Raw genomic sequence first — 21,405 nt, 5'->3', positions numbered from 1 at the left:
AGCACCTACTTCTCTTGTTTGATTTTGTCAGCTTTTTCTAGGAATTTCGCGATTTCAGGCGATTTCTTGCTCCACGTCTCTCTAACCGATTTCACAATCGGATCGTATTCCTCACGTTTGACTTCATTAAGCGTCAAGCCCATTTTCGTTTTCGCATCACTTAACAGTTTGTCTTCATTTTTCTGAATATCCACGCTGTTTTGCTTGGTTTTCGCGAGTACGGTTTCTTTAATCAGCTTTTGATCGTCTGGAGACAAGCTGTTCCATAAATCCTTATTGATTAAGATACCGCCAGCCCAGTACATATGCTTGTCGGCGTTCAGGTTTTTAGCGATTTCCGTCAATTTCTCCGATGCCAACGACTCGGAATCAATGTCAACCCCTTTAATAACACCCGTTTGCAGGGATGTGTACACATCGGTCAGAGGCATTGGCGTCGGACCTGCTTTCAAGCCGTTCCAATAGTCCAGAATAGTAGGACTTGGTGTAGTCCGCAATTTGTAGCCTTCCAAATCCTTCACGCTTTGTACCGGCTTGGTCCCAAGAATGTAACGGAAACCGGAGGATGCATAGCCTAAACCAACCACATTCTCATTTTTCAACGTATCGAACAACTGCATCGATTCATCGCTGGTCCATAGCTTGTAGGCTTGATCGTGCGTATCCACCAAATAAGGCATTAACCACGCGCCGAACGCAGGGGAGGAGTTGCTAAGCTGTGCCGTCGTAATGACAGCCATTTGGATACTGCCCGTGTTGAGCTGCTGCATCATATCGGTTTCATTGCCGAGCTCGCCGCCAGGGAAATATTGGGGCGAAATACGCCCGTTTGTTTTGGCTTTTAGCTCTTCACCGATATTTTTTAACGTTAAGCTCAGCTGGCTGTCTGCCTTTGTAATGTTGGCCATTTTTAAGACGATTTTCTTTTCTCCTGATGCCGTACTCCCAGCAGCTTTTCCGTCTGCGCCTCCATTGGCGTTACCGCAACCGGCCAGTGCAGATACCATAAATAACGACGACAACAGCAAACCCATTCCTTTTTTCAAATGCTTCATAAACTCCACCCCTTAAAGTTCAGTCTGTAGCCTTTTTGGCTTATATTGATTTACTTGGAATAGTAACGAACTTCAAACGTTTTGCAGCCGGTTGGAGAAACCCATGGGCCATGCTCCATACCAGGAGGACGACATGCTACCATCCCTGCTGTAAATTCCTGATTCAGTGTCAGATCGATCAGCGTTCCTTCAATAATGTACAGCTCTTCCCAAAAATCGTGGATCTGCACTCCGTTAGGCGTGGTGTCCGTTCCGGGAGCGAAGATAAGAATACGTGTAGCCACTCCCGATTCCGGATCTTTAGCTACAACCCTTTCAGACAAACCTTCCACTTTGCTGAAAGGTACCTCTTCAAATTGACGATAGTCTACAAATTCCAATTCTGGTTTAGCCATTGTCTTATTCCTCCTCCGCATTTTTCAAAATATGAGTGTTATATTGAATCTCCAACTTACGCCCTTCTTGCTTGTCTACGAGCTCCGCCCGGAATGTGCCTCCGAATACGAAGCCTCCGTGAAGCGGCAGCGTTCCGCAGTATAGCGCCATATTGGAGCTTACATATCCGCGATCCTTTACAATGCGCATCAAATCATTCGGGTGCAAAAACTCGCCGAGCTTACCGGATTGATACAGCTTCTCTTCTCCGTCTACCTGCACCCAGCTATTCATCTCGATATCATCCCAGCGATGGATGATCGATTCCAGCGACCACACTTCCTTGGTCACCGGCTTGGCACATACCTGCTTGGATTTTTGAATCGAAACCGCCTCAAGCACCCTGTCTGTATGGTCACTACCGAGCCCTACATACCAGCTTCCGCCAACGTCCAGCAATACTACTTCCGCTTCGCCACTACCATCGTTTTGAACGACGGTGATCTCTTCAGAGATTTGCAGAAGCTCCGGCGAAAGGTCATACAGCATTGGCACCTGTGGGGGCGCAGGCACGCCCAATTCCTTGAGTTCATCAATATGTTTCTTGACTGCTTCCTGGTCTTTGCCCGTATATCCGGCGATAACCAACCGTTCAGGCGTCCACTGAATCTTCGTCCCGTTACATATAAATTCCATAGTCAGTACGTCCTCTCCCAAGTTGTCTATAAAACACGGTGCTTCAAGCTAGGGAATACATCCCTAATCCGTTGTACCTCGGCCGGATCGATTTCCGCTTTGACAATCGTCTCGTGTTCTCCACCGGATGCTACGGTAACTCCCCACGGATCGACAATGGAGCTGTGACCTCCTAACAAAACATTGCGGGTAGTCCCTACACAGTTGCATGAAATAAGGAAGCATTGATTTTCCAAAGCGCGAGTCGCGTTAAACAGCTTCCAATGCTCCAACCGTTGATGCGGCCAAGCCGACGTCACCAGCAGCAGCTCCGCTCCCAGATCAACCTGCTGGCGGTACAGCTCCGGAAACCGTAGGTCGTAGCATGTCGTCAAACCGACCTTGCCGAACTCCGTTTCGAACACCTTCGCTCCTTCGCCCGCAGTCAACAGCTCACCTTCTTGAGATCCGTAACGGAACAAATGCGTTTTGGCGTAGGTGCCTACCAGCTTGCCCTGGCGGTCAAACAAGATGCTCGTGTTATAATACTTGCCATCCTTCAGCTCAACGAAGCTGCCGGCAAACAAGTACACGCCGTGCTGCTTGGCTTTGGCTGAAAACCATCGGACCAAGGGACCGTCGATCGTCTCCGCTTCTTCCACATATTTATCAAATGAGAAGTACCCCGTTGCCCAAATTTCCGGAAGCAGGATCAGATCCGCATCTTGAGCCGCTTTATCGACCATTGCCGATGCTCTCTCCACGCGCTGTTCCTTACTTTCATGCGCCTTTATTTCTAGTTGTATCGATGCAACCTTCATAGATCGGAGTTCCTCCTTCTGTACGGTTTGTATGAATGATTAGGAAAGGCTTGTCAGCGCCTGCTTCATCTCGTCGTCCAGCTTTTTGATTAGGTCAGCATTGTAGGTTTTAACAAAAGCAGGTTGTGTGACGATTTTGCCGCCGTAAAAGATGATGTCGCGAATTTCTTGTACTTGAACCTCGAGAAGCGCCATCTTGAGAGTCAGCTCTTCGGTACGTGCCACCTTCACGGCTGCCGCTCCCTTCACGGAATACACGGTCTCTCCGCATATGAAGTTAAGGAGCACTCTCGGATCTTCTTGTACGATGCGTACAAAGTCCGACTTGGCATCAATCGCGAAACGGATCGTTCCAGGGTCGATAGCGTATACCCACGATAAGGCGGTTGAATAAATATCTCCGGTCTCTTTGTTCACTACGTTCAGAAGAACGATATTCTGGCCCTGCAGCTGCTCGATCATTTCTGCAGAGAGCTCTGTTATCACTTTGGACATGGTTCGAATTCCTCCCTTGGGGTAATAGCGAGAATATAAAGATGGGTCGCATATTCCGAATGATGGCTAATAAGGTGCTCATCAAACCTCTTGCGCTACCGCTTTCGGCAAGGAGTAGCTGCTCAAGAATTGATCCACAAGAGCAAGCGGCTCTTGATAGCCGTAATTGCGGAACGCATGGCCTCTTACGACGAATGGCGCTCCATTATAGAACATTTCATATTGCTGGTGTCGGCCCGCGAACTCGGAACCGATAACATCCCATGCCAAACGGTACAGTTGGATTCTTGTTTCGGAATCTACGCCAGTTGCACGAATATATTGACGGATATCATCTTTGGTTTCAGGGTTAACCATCTCATGATAGGAGGATGGCATTTGCAGTACGCCGCCGCCAACCAGCTCACGCAATATGCTTATAACACTTGCATAAATTTTGTCCTGCATCCCTACGATGCCGTACAAGTAACGTTGATGCGGCCTTGCCGTACCATTGATATCCAATGTGCACTCATACTCGCTTGCGAGCAGCATTCCTTCCACTGTCGCCGCCAGCGATGCCAATTCACCCAGACGCTCTTGAACCTGCGGGAATTTGTCTGTACCGCCCACCTGCGTAATTTTACGGGCAATGCCGATCAGGAACTTCACTTTCGTACACAAGCGGATTTGCGCTTGGTTATTTCCGAGCACGTGAGCCGGCGTTTTGTGGAACTGGTCTCTTGTTGCTTCAATATTTTTATATACGAAGATATGCTTCCAAGGAATGAACACATCGTCGAAGACCATCAGGGAATCACTTTCGTCGAACTGAGTGGATAACGGATAGTCGTATACACTCTCTTTGCCCATTGCGTAGCTTGGACGAGGGTACAATTTCAATCCCGGTGCATCCATAGGAACAACGAACGAAATCGCATAGTCTTCGTCTCCAGGTCGGAGCGGCGTTATACAGCTGACGAACAAGTAGTTAGATACCGCTGAGCTCGTGCCGAGCATTTGCGAGCCGCGTACGATAATACCGTCCTCACGTTCTTCGAGAACACCGACCGGCAAATATTTTTCTTCCTGCTCGTGAGCCGCTTTACTGCGGTCAACTTGGGGAGGAATGATGACATACGTTACAAACAAATCTTCATCTCGGGCATATTTGTAAAAATCCAAAACATTTTGCTGATACTCACCGAATACTTCCGGATAGCTTGCAAAGCCGGCTAAAAATCCAGCTACATGATCGGGACTGCGTCCAGCGAAACCACAGGTCGCTTCAGCCCATTGGGTGATTGCACGACGACGAACGGCCAAATCTTCTCGACTGCGCGGAATCATAAATATTTTATTAGCAGTCGTTCCATCTTCTGTCGTGTAGGTCATATCGTTCTTAGGATCCGCAGCCAGATCGTACAGCTTGGCAAAGGACTGGGTAATGCCTGCAAATGCCGGATGCGTCGTTACATCCTCTACCATTTCCCCGTTGATATAAATGCGGCGGTTATCCTTCAAAGACTCTACATATTGTTTGCCGTTACGTACCATCGCTGATCATCCTTCCATCTTTTCCATTTGTTTGTACTTAGTATTATGTGTTGTGTATACATTGAACTCTTAAAAAAAAGGTGGTTTACTACGTTTGAATTTAACTTTCATGTTATATTAACTGACTTGATCTTACGACTTTTTAAGTTTTAAGTCAATACTTTCAAAGAAAATTGTCGAATTGTGTAATGAAATATGACATAATAGATTGAGAGTCACCAACCCAAATATTTCAATAAATAGTGTAAGCGTTTGCTTTTTTACTCTGAAAAGAACCTCTCTGGAGGCCTTTCCCAAATGGCGATTTCATTATTTTGACTATAGCATCCTTCACTCCATGAGTTATTTGCTAATAACGGATTCTTTGGTGTTATCCAAATGCTTCGTCATAACGATAGCGGCTTCCTCGACATTCTTGCGTTCAATGGCAGAGATAATGTCCAGGTGCTCCTCCAGCACTTCTTTCATCCGGTTGCTCTTTCGAATAGCGCGAAGCCCGATCAGCTGTGAAAGATTATGCAAATTCAGCAGCATTTGCTCGATCAATTCATACTCGACAAATCGAGTTAAAGCAATATGAAAGGTCTGATCCAACTTAATGAAAGCGATATCATCATTGTTCGACATAGCTTCTTCCTGCTCTTTGCAGATGTCCCTTAGCTCTTCTAGCTGCTCCGGTCTGATGGTTTCGGCAAGCTTTTGGATAACCTTGGTTTCAATCGTAGTGCGAAGTAAGAAGATTTGCTCCATTTCGCTTTCCGTTACTTTACGAACAGCCATACCTTTGCGCGGAATCGAGACGATCAGCCCTTCTTTAATCAGATCGGCCAAAGCCTCCCTCACCGGAGTGCGTGACGTATTAAGCAATTCGGCCAGCTTGACTTCTGTAAAAATTTCTTCAGATGTAATGTAGCCGCTTAAAATCACATGCTTAATCTCGTTGTATGCCCTCTCTTTGGTGGTTGTTGGTTTATCAATCGGTTTTAAATTAAACTTGGATGGAGCCATTTCAACCTACACCTTTCATCAAATCGACAATTCGTTCTATGTATACATAATACAAAATACAAAAAACTTCGTCAATATGATCTTTTACCTGATCAATAGAATTAAATATTGGAAATAGCAATCAAGGGAAAGGCAATACAATTGGAGGAGGAGTTGTATGGATAGTTACCATGTGGACATCTCGGTATGTGGATATGTTAATAGACAGTAATAAACTTATGCACAGTATATCATAATGGGCTGTGTACTGTGTGAATAACTCTGTGGATGATTGCACTTTTTTCAAAATAACTTTACATTAGGTACACAGAAAGCCCCGGAAATCTCCGGAGCTCGCACAGCTATCCTCAACTATTTAATGGACTCTGATATTTCTCAATAATCACCTATCTCGGATTATGAGGAAGCGACATTGCTTTTTATTCTCTTCAGCTGCTCTTCGATCAAAGCTTCTCTTGATGCAGCAGCTTCAGCCTTCATAGAGCTCAACAGCTCCACTTGCGCTTCCTTCTGCATGATCGTCTCTTCGATTCTTTGAAAGCCTCGGGCCGCCGTTCCCGTTTCAACACCATAACTAAAGACTTGCTTATTGGCACCCAACGTTCTACCCTCCACTTTCTGGGCACGAGCAGCCAGCTCATTCCGTTTGGCCTGCATACTAGCATACTCCGTTTTGGCTTGGGTTAGCTGATAGGCAAGTTCAGCGGAACGCTGCTTGGACGCTTCATAAGCTTCTGCATACTGCGCAGCTTTGTCCAGATAGGTCAATCTGGCTTCCACCGCTTGCCGTGCTTCCACGGTACGATCTGCGGCTAATGCCTCCGCTGCTTTTCGTTCACTCAGCTCAGCGCCACGCTCGCTTTCAGTCTTTTGCTGCTCTAACCTGCGCTCGGAAACCGTCTGCTTCGTGAGCGCCTGCTCTACCGAGTGAATCTCCTCCTCCATATCGCGGAGATATTGATTCAGCATCGTCACCGGCTGTTCCCATTTATCCAATGCCTCGTGTGCTGCGGCTTTTGACATATCGACCAATCTTTTTAATACTCCCATGTTTAGAATCCTCCTATAAGTTAGAATTTATCCGTTATTACAAATAATGAACGTAAGACTGCTTTGGAATGAACAAGCTTGCGATAAAATAAATCAGCATCGTCGTTCCGAAGCTGCAGAAAGCCGCGATAATCGTAATGAGACGAATCAACGTAGGGCTAATGCCCAAATATTCACCTAATCCTCCGCACAATCCGGTTAATCTCCGATTGGATGTTGAACGAAATAGTTTTGTCATGGCAGGTTCTCCTTTTTTATTGTTACTCGTTAGGTTTCAATGTTCTTGTTAGCCTCTGTTCTTCATGTCTTTATTGTAGTAGGAACTCGTTGTCGGCAAAATGGACCGGCGACGGTTTTGTAACCTAGGCCTAAGTCGGGGAAGCCCTCTGACCTGGGACGGGAGGAAGCCGTAACAACGCAAAAAAGAGGCTTCTGCATTCAGAGAGCCTCTTTACATTCATATTCGTTGAATGGCCTTCACTGTTAACACGGATAGATAGGAAAAAAGGTAGAAATGTTCCCATTGGAGCACAGCAAATATTCACAGAATGTTCACTTATGCGGAGGCTTCCACTATCTCTATAATAACAAGGGTAAACAGAGAGGATGATGGAAATTGCCAGCAACTAAGAAAGAAGATTTGTATTTTGGGTTGATGATGTGCTCCGGGATGGTCGTATTCATGACATTTTATAATTTATTTACAAACGGCTTAATTGGCACGATATCCCTGACGGAAATACTTATTCAACTTGTTCTGATCTTTATTATTGCCTCCTTATTGGAATTATTTATTGTCGGTCCAGTGGCAAAGAAAATTGCTCTATCATTACCATATGACAAATCTAAGAAGGTATTTGTGATTCTATCTCTTGCATTTTTTATGGTGAGTGGAATGGTTCTCTGTATGTCTCTTTATGGATTGGTGGCTTCTTACTTATCTAACAGCCTAATGGGAGAAACATTAATTGAGAGTTATTTTGCATTAGTTTTTAAAAATTTTATCTTCGCTTTCCCTCTACAACTCCTAATTGTAGGGCCTATTGTTCGGTATTTATTTGTTAAATTCGTTAAGGATAAAAGAGTTACGGAATCTTTTAGCTAAAGTACTGGATGGCCGCACCTACTAATCATTTCAAAGGTATGGGCGGCAAAGGACTACCCACGGGTTTCAAAGAAAATGCCAAAATGAAAACAGCCGCCTGCTCTCAGAGCCAGGCGGCCATCCCTATATTTTTACTCTTACTTAACCTCGTTCAGGCGCTCTTCCAGACGGTCCCAAGTTTCGGTGATGCCCTGCAGCATGCCCATGTCCATAACGGTCTTGAGAGCCTCTGCGGACACATACTCAGCACGGTTGACCAGCTTCGTCTTGCCACCCAAATCGATGAATTCCAACGTAATATCGGTCGAAGGCATGGTGTCGTTCATATTGCCTTCAGCATCTGAGAAGTAATCGGTATAGATGATCATCTCAGGCTCAACTATCTCCTTATAAACGCCTTTGCCCCAAGATTCCATACCATAAAATTCACCTTGATTCTGATCGACGCACTTCATGCAGTAGTGCCAAACGCCACCCGGACGGAAATCGATGTTGCAAACCGGAACCTCCCAGCCTCTCGGTCCCCACCAGCGTTTAAGATGCTCAGGCTCTTTAAACATCTTGAACACGAGATCGCGCGGCGCATCGAAAACGCGCTCCAGCACCAGTACCCGATCATTCTCTACCCTCGAAACTATTGCGTTGTTTGACATTGTAATTCCTCCTCATCGATTTGAATGATTTTATGATTTTTCCTTGTTTTGCAGTTCCCGCAAGTAGTCTTCCAGATTGTCGAATCTTTCCTCCATGATGCGTTGGAATGACTTTACCCAAGAATCCAGCGCTTGGAAGGGCTCGGGCCGGAGCTTGTAGATCCGGCGGTTAGCTTCGGCCTTCACTTCCAAAATCCCGTTGTCGCTAAGCACCTTCAAATGCTTCGAGGCTTGGGGCTGACGAAGTCCCAGCCTATCGGCGATTTCCCCCACGGTCAGGGGACCGTCGCGCAATAGCTCGACGATATCCCTTCGATTAGGTTCCGCCAAAGCGCTCAGCATCGTCATGTCTATGCCCGGATTCTTCCCTGACATGCTGCTCACCTCGTTAAGTAGTGGTCTCCAGGTATCATCTCATCTCCTTCATCACTATAGTTATCTTCCGTTGATATGAATATACACCAAAAGGAATATTCCCGTCAAGGAATATTAGTAAAAAATAAAATAGCACCGGTTCAATGCCGATGCCATTTACCTCAGGACGATCCCTTAAAGCGCACACACCTGCGTACACTCTTTTTAAATCCTACCCGCAGCCCAAAGACAGCTTCTCAAAATAAGCTTACGCACCTGAGGATGCTGCAGGGAATTGGAATTATGGCCGGGCATCAGCGATACCATCCGGCCTTTCCCGACATGTCGCACCCAAGCTGCAGGATAGCTCTCTCCATCCAGGGTATACTGGAGAATGATTTGCTTCTCAACGCCTTCTGCAAAAGCATACCGGTAAGGCTCATCCTCTGATCGAAAAGGCTCCAGCTCTTGTACGATCGGATGCCGCTTGCCCGACTCACCTGTCACTATTGAATCAAAGTCCAGCATTTGATATGGAGGATGGCCTGTAAACCGGGCACCTATAAGCTCTAACAGCTTATCATGTGCGCTGAGCGAAACCCCCGTGTGCAGCACAACGAGGCCACCTCCCTCTTCTACGAATTGGATCAAGCCCTCCGCCTGCTCGTCCGTCACCGGACCGTCCCAACGATCCGTATAGGAGACGAATACATTGCTGCTTCTGATACGTTCCTTATGCATCACTTCATAATCCTCGGTAAAAGTTACAGCAAAGTGCTCTCCAAGTATTTCATTCAAATCCTTCTCAATACGGTCCAATGGATGATAAATCATCCGCTCAACGTCACCGAGCACAATGGCTTGTCCTGCTTTTTCGTTAACCTCCGCCATGCCAACTTCCCCTTCCTTTTATAAATAAAACTTCATTTACATCCGCATTGCCCAGGTTATTACCACACTAGCCGCTCTCCTGTGGCTGTATGAATGTATGGCGGTTTGCCGTCAATGGATTCATAGGAATCATAATTATCGATTACACGTACAATGTTGGCAGCCGCCTGCTCTACCGTGAGAGATGCCTTTGTATTCAGCTCACCATGCATATAGCTCTGCACATAGCCTGGGTGCAGCACGAGCAGCTTCAGCCCTTGTGCTTTAAACTGGTTGTAGATGAGCGCCGACTGCATGTTAAGCGCCGCTTTGGACATACAATACGCGTACCAGTTAATACGGGTACAGCTTCCGACGCTTCCCGCCTCCGAAGAGATGTTGGCAAGTAGCTTACGCGCACTCTTGAGCAGCATAGGCAGGAATGCTTGTGTTACACGCAGTGTCCCCAGTGTATTGACATTAAACACCTGCTGCATTTCCGAGTAATCCAGCTCATCCATTACGGTCGCTTCTATATCTCCAAGAATTCCGGCATTGTTAATTAAGAGGTCAATGTGGTCGGTATACTGCCCGACTATAGACGCCGCTGCTTTGACGCTGTCCCCATCGGCAATATCCAAATCAACCAGCTTCAATCTGTCCTTATACTCAGATTGAAGCTGCTGCAAATGCCCCTCTGAAGAAGCATATCTCCCTGCAAACACAGTGAATCCTTGACTGAGCAGTTCACTAACCAAGCCCAGTCCTACTCCACGGTCAGCTCCTGTGATCAACGCGATTTGAGTTGTCATTTGAATTCATTCCCCTCTATAGCTGCACCTTTAGATATCCGCTGCTGCGCTACCTTATTTATTCCTCAAGTGACATCTGAATCCCTGTTCGTTTGCAACGTTAATTAAGGCTGTCATTCCATCATTTAATCCGACATAGGAAAAGTCGTCCACAGCATAAATTAGAAAAATAAGTAGGTTTTCTTCGAAAACCGAGCCTGTAGAGAAACTATGAAATTGAAAAACGGCTTCAGAAACCTCATGTGAAAATTTAAAGGAGGATGCAAATGAACAGACAGCCGCCTCATCGATCAGAAGAAGTCAAAGTGCCTCAGCCAATCCGGGCTGACGGTGCTGGGAACGTTGATCTAGGGCCGAGAGATGTTATGCGCGACCTGCAAAACCCTGATATGCTCGTACCTCCCTCAACCGATGCGGGCACTATGCCTAACATGAGATTTTCGTTCTCGGATACCAACATGCGTTTAGAGCATGGTGGTTGGGCTCGTGAGGTTACAGTTAGGGAGCTCCCCATCGCAACAACTCTGTCAGGCGTTAACATGAGCCTCACGCCAGGTGGAGTCCGGGAGCTCCACTGGCATCAGCAGGCGGAATGGTCCCTGATGCTTCTGGGACGTGCTCGAATTACGGCCGTCGATCAGGATGGACGAAATTTCATTGCAGACGTGGGACAAGGGGATTTGTGGTATTTTCCGCCAGGCATTCCCCACTCCATCCAAGGCTTGGAGGGAGGATGCGAATTTCTGCTTGTCTTTGATGACGGGGCCTTCTCCGACAACAACACCTTAAGCATCACGGACTGGTTCGCGCATACGCCGAAGGACGTCCTGGCCGCCAATTTCGGCGTGCCGGAGAGTGCCTTCGCCAACATTCCGAACAAGCAGAGATATGTATTCCAAGCCGGCGTCCCCGGGCCTCTTGCTTCTCAACAGGTTGCAGACCCCCAAGGAACCATCCCTTTGAGCTTCACTCATCACTTGTATGCCCAAGAGCCCATCCGCACTCCAGGCGGAACGGTCCGCATCGTAGACTCTACCAACTTCCCGATCTCAACTGCCATCGCAGCCGCATTGGTCGAGATTGAGCCTGGAGGAATGAGGGAAATGCACTGGCATCCGAACAATGATGAATGGCAGTATTATCTTACAGGCCAAGGCCGCATGACCGTATTCGCCGCGAACGGTAAAGCCAGAACCTTTGACGTCCGGGCCGGGGACGTGGGCTACGTTCCGTTTGCCTTTGGACATTATATCCAGAACACCGGCAATCAGAGCTTATGGTTTCTGGAAATGTTCAAGAGCAATCGGTTCGCCGACGTATCCCTGAACCAGTGGATGGCTTTAACTCCGCATCAACTTGTGCAAGATACCCTGCATGCTTCACCGGAGCTAATGCACTCGCTGCGCAAGGAGAAGTGGCCTGTGGTGAAATATTAATCGCTAGGAGGCGTAACAGGCTCTCTAGAGTGTTGAGAAACCCCTGCTACTTCGGAAGTGTATGTGGTACTCCGGTGGGGTATCCCCCTCCGGCCGCTGTTGTTATCGGGAAATATTCAATTGCTTTACAGAGGGGATTTCCCGATAACAAAGGCGGGCGCTTCCGCTCCTCCAGGGGATACCCCACCTCCCGTCTTCCGTCATCTTCCTATAAATCCGTTTTCTCGAAAGACTCAGAGCCTGAACAAGCTCTCTTTTTTATGAACATTCTCAGAGGATTGTAAAACAATCACTATGGTTTTTAGACAATCCCCTCATTGTGATGACACCTCCTGTCCAACATAATAAATATACAGAAGAAACAGTTAAGTACAGGGGGAGAATCGCTTTGAATAAGAAAATCATTCCTGCCTCACTTGCAGTGGCACTAGGCATGACCGTTGCTCTGACCGGCTGCGGCGGAGACGCAAGCAAAGGGGCAGCCGATCAGAAAGCAGCAGCCGACAATCTTACCGCGCCTGGAACGTTCCCGATTGTGAAGAACAAAGAAACGATGAAGGTATACGTCGTCGGAGATCCGAACATCGAGGACCTCACAACGAACGATTTCACCAAATGGTATGAAGATAAAACAAATATTCACGTCGATTGGACCGTTGTTCCACAATCCGCGAAGGAAGAGAAGCTTCAAGTAACGATCGCAGGCGGGGATTTACCTGATGTGTTCATGAATGCCGGTATTTCGGCAAGTCAGCTCGTAGCACTCGGTTCCCAAGGGGTTTTTCAGCCTCTGAATGAGCTGATCGACAAATATGCGCCTCATATCAAGAAGGTTATGGAGGAAGCTCCATATGTCAAACAGTATATGTATGCACAAGACGGCAACATATACGGCATCCCAAATGTCGGCGAAGTCGTCCATTCCACGATGCCGAAGAAGATGTGGATCAATAAAGCATGGCTGGACAAGCTTGGGCTGCAAGTACCAACAACGACAGATGAATTTTATAACGTATTGAAAGCATTTAAGCAGATGGATCCGAAAGCTGTTCCTTTCGCAGGAGCCAATGCAGCCAATAATGAGCCTGATGCATTCCTCATGCAATCGTTCGTTTATTACGAGAAAGGCAATTATGTTGAGCTGAACAATGGCAAGGTGGAGTTCTCCGCATCCAAGCCTGGTTATAAGAACGGATTGCTCTACATGCGTAAATTAGTGCAGGAAGGCCTTCTGCAGCCGGAATCGTTCATTCAAGACCGTAAAGCGCTCACCGCGCTTGCGGAAGACCCGGCTGGCTCAAGGCTGGGAGCAGCGACAGGACTTTACTGGGGACAATTCACGATAGACAACGGACCGAGCGGTCGTTACAAGGATTATGTACCGGTTCCTGTATTGGCAGGCCCGAACGGAGAGCGCTTCGGTTATGACCGCGGCTTCGCTCCAATTCCAGGCGCCTTCGTCATTACGAAGGATGCGAAAGATCCGGTTGCAGCTATTCGTTGGCTCGATTGGCTGTATGACGAAAGAGTTGGGATTCAAGAAGGCACGAACTCCAGCTGGGGTAAAGAAGGTACAGGCTGGAAGCGTCCTGCCGAAGGCGTTATGGGCTTGAACGGTAAACAGGCGTTGGTAGATCCGATCGTACCGTTCGGAACGAAAACCAATATCCGATGGGGACAAACAGCAGCAAGATATACCGCTCGCGATGTCCAAGAAGGCGGCGTGGTAACCCAGGACAGCCAGCTGGAAGCCAAGCTCCTCGATATTACGAACAAATACTACAAGCCTTATGCCGCCGCTGACAAGCGCGTTCCGTTCATGTTCATGTCCGGAGATGATTTGACCAAATACGGCGATGTGACCAAAAACATTCAGAACACGGTACAGCAGTTCATGCTGAAGTTCATTACGGGCAACCTGGATATTGATAAGGATTGGGATAAATATTTGAAAGAACTGGACAATGCCGGTTTGCAGCAGTACCTGCAAATTTTGCAATCCAATTACGATAAAACGAAAAAATAAGCTCCATGAGCTAGCACCGGCAGGACCCGGGTTTCGTCAGCACAGGCTGCTGCGGTGCCCGGGTCCGCCCTTTTCATCCGCAGATAAGAAAGGAAGGTTAAGATGATCTCGGCAAAACGCAAACAAATTTTAGAAAACTGGCAGCTCTACGCATTGATTCTCATTCCGTTCGTCTACGTCATCACATTCCATTATGTACCTATGCTCGGCCTACAAATCGCCTTCAAAAACTACAGCGTTATAAAAGGTATCTGGGGAAGTCCTTGGATCGGATTCGACCACTTTCAGCGCTTTTTCAACTCGTACGATTTCAAGCTGGTCATCCGCAATACGCTGCTCATTAACCTGTACAATCTGTTAATCGGTTTTCCTGCACCTATCGTCTTGGCCTTGTGCCTTAACTATATTCGGCGCGAGCGGTATAAAAGAGCCGTACAGCTCGTCACTTATGCTCCTCACTTTATTTCCGTTGTAGTGCTGGTCGGTATTGTCATGCAGCTGTTCTCTCCTATGACAGGCGTTCTGTCCAGACTAATCGAATTCGCTGTCGGACATAAGATCAATGTGCTTGGTGAGCCTGCTTATTTCAAATCGCTCTATGTATGGTCCGGCGTCTGGCAAAATATCGGCTGGGGCTCGATCATTTATTTAGCTGCCCTCTCCTCCGTCGATCCGCAGCTTCACGAAGCGGCTATCGTGGATGGCGCCAGCAAAATGCAGCGCATCCGGCATATCGACATTCCCGGCATTTTGCCGACCATTGTCATGCTCTTAATTCTTGAATTCGGTAAAATCATGACCGTCGGCTTCCAGAAGGTGCTGCTGCTGCAAAATCCAATGAACGTGGACGCTTCCGAGGTTATCGATACTTACGTATATAAAACCGGGTTTATTACGGGGATGCCCAACTATTCTTACGCCACGGCCATCGGGCTGTTCAAGTCGTTAATCGGTCTTGTGCTGATCATTGCGGCTAATCGAATCGCCAAAAAAGTAAACGATACAAGCTTATGGTAATTTTCATCCTTGGAGGGCTGACTCATGATTGAAAACCGATTAATTCGCGAAACCGGCGGAGACAAGCTATTTAACTGGTTTAACTACGCATTTACCTTCATTATTTTCTTACTGGTGCTGTATCCGATCCTGTATACATTGAGCGCTTCCTTCAGTTCGCCGGAGGCTCTCGTTGCAGGTAAAGTATGGCTGTATCCTGTTGATTTCGGACTGCAGGGCTATAAGGCCGTCGTGGAATACAAAGCAGTCTGGATAGGCTACTCCAACAGTATTTTCTATATGGTCGTCGGTACTCTGATCAACGTAGCCATGACGATAGCGGCGGCATATCCGCTGTCCCGCAAAGATTTCGCCGGGCGCAAGTTCATTATGATGGTGTTCGCCTTCACACTGATTTTCTCGGGCGGACTGATCCCTTCTTACCTGCTGGTCAAAGAACTGGGCATGCTGAACACCCGTTGGGCGCTGCTGATTCCTAACGCTATGAGCATGTTCAACGTCATTATGACAATGACCTTTTTCCGGTCGAACATTCCTGACGAGCTGCTGGACTCGGCCAAAATGGACGGCTGCAGCAATTTCCGCTTTCTCATAAGCATCGTACTACCGGTATCCGGTGCGATTATTGCCGTGATAACCTTGTTCTACGCGGTAGAGCATTGGAATGAATTTTTTAGCCCCCTCATTTATTTGAATAATAAAAGCTTGTTTCCGCTGCAAATTTATTTGCGCGAAATCTTGATGATGAACACCTCCGATACATTGACGACCAGCATTGCAGACCAGAATCAACGGCTGTATTTGAATGAGCTTTTGAAATATTCCCTGATTATTTTTTCCAGTCTGCCGTTGATGATTATGTATCCTTTTGTACAAAGACATTTTGTGCGCGGTGTTATGATCGGCTCTATTAAAGGCTAAGGCGCAAAGACAAATTTACACATAGCACAATAAATTACCCTATTGAGCTTTTCCGACTTCCCATTGTAAGATCTAAGGTATGACAAAAATCCAAGCTTAACTGAATGTGAGGAGACAGCATGCTGCGCATCTTGGTTGTCGAAGACGAGCTTCCTATCCGCTCCGGACTTATTGCTAAAATAGAACAATGCGGTGATGAGACGCTAAGAATCAGCGGGGAAGCCTCAGATGGGAAGGAGGCGCTCGTGTGGCTCGAGACCCACTATGCGGACATTTGCATTACCGATATTCGCATGCCTATCATGGACGGGCTGGAGCTCATTAACGAAATCAACCAGTCCTACCCATGGATGAAATGTATCATCGTCAGCAGCTATGACGATTTTAGCTACGCCAAGGCCGCTCTTGCTCTCCATGTGACAGATTATATTCTGAAGCCGGTGGAGCGGAGCGCCTTGCGCCAAGCATTGGAATCCGCCAAGGCCGAGTTACACAAAGAACGGATGGACCGTGCCCATAAATTACTGGCGGAACAATTAAACCATTCCCATGAAATTATGAAAAAATGGGTAGACCTGATTCGGACCCAACAATCGGACAAATACCCGCTTTTGGTCATGGATACGCTGCTGGCTATGGAGCAATGGTCGGGAAGCGACTACTACCTGCTCGGTCCGTTATCTGAAGCGTGGATTGATATGATCGCCAAAGAAGCACGACTCACAATACCCGACTCCTACAGTATTACGGATCATCATCTTGGATACGGCAAAAGTGGTATGCCGCATCAAGACAAGCGGTTTTACTTCCGGTTGGCTGCAGTGATGCGCCTTGAGCAAAGCATGCTTCAATTGATCGAACAGAGCAAAAAAGATCAGCCGTCGGAATACGCCAAAATGGTCACGCAAGTGAAAGCCTATATCGAACAGCATTTCTATGAAAAGATCAACGCATCGGAGCTGGCTGACCTGATTCCGATCAGTCGGTCTTATTTGGCCGTTCTGTTCAAACAGCACACCGGGTCGACCCTTCTGGGCTATTTAACAGAGGTTCGAATGAACAACGCTAAGCGGCTGCTTCTTGACCAGCAGCAAAAGATATACGAGATAGCCAACCAGGTAGGGTATGAGAACAGTGAGCATTTCGCGAAAATTTTTAAAGATTTTTGCGGCATTACTCCTAAGGAGTACCGAAAGCGGATGGGTATGGTCGCGGAAGCCTAATGGAACCACATCCGTCTAAAAAGAATGCCCAGGCTCACTCTAACCTCTTCGTACGGCTTCTCGAGCCGTTGTGGTCCCGGTGGAGAACTTCATTCAAATGGAAGCTGGTCTCCATCTTTATTCTCGTCGTGTTTGCCAACCTGCTCCTGATCGGTTTCTTCACAGTAAGAGAAACCTCAAGCAAGATTCAGCAGGACGACATGCAGTTCAGCAGCCTTATTTTGAAGCAGGCTAATTTGAACCTCGTCCGATATTTGCAGGAATACGAACGGTTTCTGTTTACATTAGGCTCCAGCGAGCAGCTGCAAGCCTGGAGCAACCTGAGCATTGGACGTCAGGCGGAATCGGTCGTCCCCTTCTATGTGCTGGAATCGGACTATATTAAGCCGTTTACGAATACGCACCCAGAGTTATTGTCGGTCATGCTGTACCATATGTCCGGCAATCAAGCCTATTTCACAACCGATGCAGGGATTCGTCCCGGCTATAAGATGGTCCAGGAGCACTGGTTCAATCAAATTAATCCGATGCAAAAGGTAACCTATTTGTCCGACATCACGTCCAATTATGTAGATTCGGTCTTGAATCCTATACGGCTGCCGATCGTCAGCATAGTGAAGCGCGTTGGCTTCAACGGAGTGACCTACATTAAAATCGATATTAAGCCCGATTTGATGCAGAGCATCCTCAATGAAATCAACATCGGCAAAAGCGGCGTAGGCTTTATCATCGATTCGGGCGGGCTTATTGTCGCCCATCCGCAGCGAGACAAGCTGTTGACACCGATGGATGAGTCCATCCGGAGCCGGGTGAAGGATACTCCGGGAGGTTCCTTTATCATTCCAGTCTCTCACGAGATTGTGGTGTATCAAGCCATCGAGGGTACGGATTGGAAATCGGTTATCGTCATTCCTTATGACGAGGTGGCAGGCAGCGTCTTAGATATTCGCCGGATCATTATCGCAACAGCTGCAGTCTGTATGGCCCTATCGGCTATTTTTATTATTTTCGTATCCTCGTCCATCACCCGCCGAATCAGCAAGCTGAAGCAGTTCATGAAGCAAACCGGCCGGGGACAGATCGATGTTCCGATTACAATTGAGGGTGAGGACGAAATATCGACGCTCGCCCAGTCCTATAACGTGATGCTGTCTGATCTTCAGCAGCATATTAAACGATTGTCCGAATCCAAGCTTGCGGAGCAGCAAGCGGTACTTTTTTCTCTGCAGTCCCAAATCGATTCCCATTTCTTGTATAATACATTAGAAATTATTAACTCCATGGCTACACAGATTCGGCATTATGAAATTGAAAGCATCACGATATCTCTTGCCCATATGTTCCGGTATACGGCCAACTATCGGCATATGGATGTTACCGTGCGGGACGAAGTGCAGCACTTAAAGCGTTATTTGCAAATTATTCAAATCCGTTACGGCGATGCTTTCGACTACACACTGCAGGTCGACGAGGCCTGTCTCGACATCCCCTGCCTGAAGGTGATTCTTCAACCGATTGCTGAAAACACTGTACGGCACGGCTTCGAGAAAAATGTCAAGCAGTTGAGCTTGCATATCGTCGTCCAGCGGACCGAGCAAGGAACGCTGCAGGTAACGGTTACGGATAACGGAGCCGGTTTTGCCTCACAGCGCTTGCACGATCTTCGTGAACAGCTTGCTTACGCTGAGTCGGATTATACCGATTTTCAACGCATCGGGCTCTTGAACATTCAATACCGGCTGCGAATGCGTTATCACGCAACTGTCGCTGGCATCGAGATCGGCAACAGTCCCCAAGGGGGAGCTTTTGTCCGCATGCAATTTCCCTTTTGAGTCCTCTTGAGACATCTTATTCTAAGAAAAGGAAGTGTACGAATGATTAACGAAGCCAACCCTTCACTGCATACAAACGCAGCCGCTCCTGGAATTGCAGATTGGACATTGGAGCATCCGACTCTTACGCAGCAGATCGGTCATCCGGCCGTGCTTGCTCCTGGTGCTATTCCGCCTGCTGTTCGGATTCATGCTTACGCAGACATTCAGTTAACTGTCGAACTCGAGAATTCAACAGATTCCCGGATACTTCAATCCGTACAGGAAGTATCGATAGCTGCAGGTCATGAGCAGCTTATTACTTTCACATCTACTCCTTTGGATAACGGTTTGTACATCATCCGTATTCGGTTGAATCCTGCTGATTCTGCGCCATTATACGATAACTTCACCTTCATGGTAATGGATACAGAAAGCCTTTCCTCCGAACAAAGCCATATCGCTTATCTGGACACGAATGGCAGTATGACTTATGTCCCGGACTACAAAGGGAACCGAATCGCTGACTTCTCTAACTGCGGCTATAAGGGCGGCGGTGTGACGATACCTAATGTACCGGTTCGTTTGACACTCAGCCCCGCTTCCGGGGAGAGTGACGATACCGCACGAATCCAGCAAGCTATCGATGAACTTTCCTGTCTACCGATTGGCGAAGACGGCTTCCGTGGTGCACTGCTCTTGCAAAGAGGCATATACCGTATTGCGGGTACACTGTATATTCGCGAAAGCGGCGTCGTGCTGCGAGGAGAAGGTCAAGGCGAAGACGGGACCATTCTTCATGGTACCGGCACAGCCAAGCGTGACTTGGTTGAGGTGCTTGGCAGTTCCCCCGACCTGCTGGAAGAAACGGGTACGGACATCACGGACCTATACGTCCCTTCAGGCTCGAGAGTCTTTCATGTCGCCGATGCCAGTGGCTATTCGGTAGGCGATACCGTTGCCGTACTCCGATACGGCAATGCAAGCTGGATAAGTGAGATCGATATGGATACGATCACACCGCGACCGAATGCCGGTGGAACGAAGCAATGGGCTCCGTTCGAACTCCTCTTTGACCGCGTGATCACGGGTATCGAGGACAATGTCATCACTATCGATGCCCCGATAACCAATGCTATTGAAGCTCGTTGGGGCGGCGGAAAGCTGTTCCAGTATGACGATAAGGGACGAATCGAGCAGGTAGGTCTAGAAAACTTGAGGATTGACTCGGACTTCAATCCGGAGGTTACGGATACCCAAGTGGACGGAAGACCCGGTAGTACGACGTACTGCGCAGATGAATCTCATACCGTTAACTTCGCCACACTGAACTTTGTCAAAAATGCTTGGGTACGTGACGTCACAGGCTACCACTTGGAGCACTCCCTTGTAACGATCGACCGCTATGCCAAATGGGTTACCATTCAAGACTGCACGGTTCGCGACATGGTCAGCATCATTACAGGTGGACGCCGGTACTGTTTCCACGTCACAGGGCAGCTGTCGCTGGTTCAGCGCTGCGATACCGAGACGGCAAGGCATGCTTTCGTCTTCGATGCAAAAGTAAGCGGACCGAACGTATTCCTGGACAGCGAATCTCGTATTGACTTCAATGCCAGCGAGCCTCATCACCGTTGGTCGGTCGGAGGCTTATACGATAACGTCCAGTCTCCTATTTACATTCGTGACCGTGGATGGATGGGCAGCGGGCATGGTTGGGCCGGTGCCAACTATGTGACCTGGAACACGGAAGGTGTACTGACCGTACAACAGCCGCCAACAGCCCAAAATTACGCGATTGGCCACATTGGAAAGCAAGAACGTCCGTTTCTCCCTAACCAGCACGACTTGCGTCCCCGTCAAGACGGATTCTGGGATCGGTACGGTCAGCACGTCGAACCGCGCAGCTTGTATTTGCAGCAGCTTAAGGAGCGTTTAGGCGACAGTGCTTTAGAAAACATCGCCAAAACACCGGAAACGAAATAATTTACCGTCCTGCCTTGTAAATACATGCAATAAAAGCACCTGCCAATAAGAACATGGTCAGGTGCTTTTTGCTATCCGGTAGATTCTATTTCTCCTGTATATGTAAGTGAACTTTTCACCGATATTCCGTATAATTAGTTATTATCAGACTTTATTCCTAGCAAAATCTTGTCGAA

21 protein-coding genes are annotated in these 21,405 nt (G+C 47.7%); 8 read left to right on the top strand and 13 right to left on the bottom strand.

Annotated features, from left to right (window positions below; genetic code table 11):
- Positions 1-5 precede the first annotated feature (5 nt).
- The 9 genes from BP97_RS0110655 to BP97_RS0110615 all read right to left on the bottom strand — a co-directional run bounded on the left by BP97_RS0110655 (position 6) and on the right by BP97_RS0110615 (position 7,253).
- Positions 6-1,055 (bottom strand): TRAP transporter substrate-binding protein, encoded by a 1,050-nt coding sequence (locus tag BP97_RS0110655; RefSeq protein ID WP_028549085.1) that lies wholly within the window; start codon positions 1,053-1,055, stop codon positions 6-8.
- Positions 1,056-1,105: 50 nt separating this feature from the next.
- The gene (locus BP97_RS0110650; protein ID WP_028549084.1) at positions 1,106-1,450 is read right to left on the bottom strand and encodes a cupin domain-containing protein; all 345 of its coding nucleotides are present in this window, start codon (positions 1,448-1,450) and stop codon (positions 1,106-1,108) included.
- 4 nt (positions 1,451-1,454) lie between these two features.
- Positions 1,455-2,126: a DUF2848 family protein gene (locus BP97_RS35885; protein ID WP_036745697.1), complete on the bottom strand. Its 672-nt coding sequence runs from the start codon at positions 2,124-2,126 to the stop codon at positions 1,455-1,457.
- Positions 2,127-2,152: 26 nt separating this feature from the next.
- Positions 2,153-2,926 carry a carbon-nitrogen family hydrolase gene (locus BP97_RS0110640; protein WP_028549083.1) on the bottom strand — a complete coding sequence of 258 codons (774 nt, stop codon included), beginning with the start codon at positions 2,924-2,926 and terminating at the stop codon, positions 2,153-2,155.
- Between the two features lie 39 nt (positions 2,927-2,965).
- Positions 2,966-3,421, bottom strand: coding sequence for a PNPOx family protein (locus tag BP97_RS0110635; protein ID WP_028549082.1), 456 nt, complete (start codon positions 3,419-3,421; stop codon positions 2,966-2,968).
- Positions 3,422-3,502: 81 nt separating this feature from the next.
- Entirely contained in the window at positions 3,503-4,957 is a 1,455-nt protein-coding gene (locus BP97_RS0110630; protein WP_028549081.1) for a 4-hydroxyphenylacetate 3-hydroxylase family protein, read from the bottom strand.
- A gap of 342 nt (positions 4,958-5,299) precedes the next feature.
- The gene (locus tag BP97_RS0110625; RefSeq protein WP_028549080.1) at positions 5,300-5,965 is read right to left on the bottom strand and encodes a GntR family transcriptional regulator; all 666 of its coding nucleotides are present in this window, start codon (positions 5,963-5,965) and stop codon (positions 5,300-5,302) included.
- A 396-nt stretch (positions 5,966-6,361) separates the two neighbouring features.
- Positions 6,362-7,015 (bottom strand): PspA/IM30 family protein, encoded by a 654-nt coding sequence (locus BP97_RS0110620; protein WP_028549079.1) that lies wholly within the window; start codon positions 7,013-7,015, stop codon positions 6,362-6,364.
- 37 nt (positions 7,016-7,052) lie between these two features.
- Positions 7,053-7,253: a PspC domain-containing protein gene (locus BP97_RS0110615; RefSeq protein ID WP_028549078.1), complete on the bottom strand. Its 201-nt coding sequence runs from the start codon at positions 7,251-7,253 to the stop codon at positions 7,053-7,055.
- 378 nt (positions 7,254-7,631) lie between these two features.
- Between BP97_RS0110615 and BP97_RS0110610 the strand changes: the two genes are divergently transcribed.
- Positions 7,632-8,120 (top strand): DUF2798 domain-containing protein, encoded by a 489-nt coding sequence (locus BP97_RS0110610; RefSeq protein WP_028549077.1) that lies wholly within the window; start codon positions 7,632-7,634, stop codon positions 8,118-8,120.
- A gap of 137 nt (positions 8,121-8,257) precedes the next feature.
- Here BP97_RS0110610 and BP97_RS0110605 read toward each other — a convergent pair whose 3' ends face one another.
- The 4 genes from BP97_RS0110605 to BP97_RS0110590 form a co-directional block, all read right to left on the bottom strand.
- On the bottom strand, positions 8,258-8,773 hold the full coding sequence (locus BP97_RS0110605) for an SRPBCC domain-containing protein (protein ID WP_028549076.1): 516 nt from the start codon (positions 8,771-8,773) through the stop codon (positions 8,258-8,260).
- 30 nt (positions 8,774-8,803) lie between these two features.
- Positions 8,804-9,148 carry an ArsR/SmtB family transcription factor gene (locus BP97_RS0110600; protein ID WP_028549075.1) on the bottom strand — a complete coding sequence of 115 codons (345 nt, stop codon included), beginning with the start codon at positions 9,146-9,148 and terminating at the stop codon, positions 8,804-8,806.
- A gap of 204 nt (positions 9,149-9,352) precedes the next feature.
- Entirely contained in the window at positions 9,353-10,018 is a 666-nt protein-coding gene (locus BP97_RS0110595; protein ID WP_028549074.1) for a ThuA domain-containing protein, read from the bottom strand.
- A 59-nt stretch (positions 10,019-10,077) separates the two neighbouring features.
- Positions 10,078-10,809 carry an SDR family oxidoreductase gene (locus BP97_RS0110590; RefSeq protein WP_028549073.1) on the bottom strand — a complete coding sequence of 244 codons (732 nt, stop codon included), beginning with the start codon at positions 10,807-10,809 and terminating at the stop codon, positions 10,078-10,080.
- 266 nt (positions 10,810-11,075) lie between these two features.
- Here BP97_RS0110590 and BP97_RS0110585 point away from each other — a divergent pair, with 266 nt between their 5' ends.
- From BP97_RS0110585 to BP97_RS35880, 7 genes are all read left to right on the top strand, one after another.
- Positions 11,076-12,245: an oxalate decarboxylase family bicupin gene (locus BP97_RS0110585; RefSeq protein WP_028549072.1), complete on the top strand. Its 1,170-nt coding sequence runs from the start codon at positions 11,076-11,078 to the stop codon at positions 12,243-12,245.
- A gap of 388 nt (positions 12,246-12,633) precedes the next feature.
- Entirely contained in the window at positions 12,634-14,271 is a 1,638-nt protein-coding gene (locus tag BP97_RS0110580; RefSeq protein WP_051620496.1) for an extracellular solute-binding protein, read from the top strand.
- Between the two features lie 102 nt (positions 14,272-14,373).
- Complete coding sequence (locus tag BP97_RS0110575) at positions 14,374-15,288, top strand: ABC transporter permease (protein ID WP_028549070.1); 915 nt, start codon at positions 14,374-14,376, stop codon at positions 15,286-15,288.
- 24 nt (positions 15,289-15,312) lie between these two features.
- Positions 15,313-16,209, top strand: coding sequence for a carbohydrate ABC transporter permease (locus tag BP97_RS0110570; protein ID WP_028549069.1), 897 nt, complete (start codon positions 15,313-15,315; stop codon positions 16,207-16,209).
- Positions 16,210-16,328: 119 nt separating this feature from the next.
- Entirely contained in the window at positions 16,329-17,432 is a 1,104-nt protein-coding gene (locus BP97_RS0110565; protein ID WP_028549068.1) for a response regulator, read from the top strand.
- Entirely contained in the window at positions 17,432-19,264 is a 1,833-nt protein-coding gene (locus BP97_RS0110560) for a sensor histidine kinase (protein ID WP_028549067.1), read from the top strand. Before BP97_RS0110565 ends, BP97_RS0110560 begins: the two co-directional genes overlap by 1 nt.
- A gap of 42 nt (positions 19,265-19,306) precedes the next feature.
- Positions 19,307-21,229, top strand: coding sequence for a hypothetical protein (locus tag BP97_RS35880; protein ID WP_051620495.1), 1,923 nt, complete (start codon positions 19,307-19,309; stop codon positions 21,227-21,229).
- Positions 21,230-21,405 lie beyond the last annotated feature (176 nt).

Source organism: Paenibacillus sp. UNC451MF, assembly GCF_000686845.1.
GTDB lineage: Bacteria > Bacillota > Bacilli > Paenibacillales > NBRC-103111 > Paenibacillus_S.
This window is presented reverse-complemented; position numbering and strand designations above follow the sequence as displayed.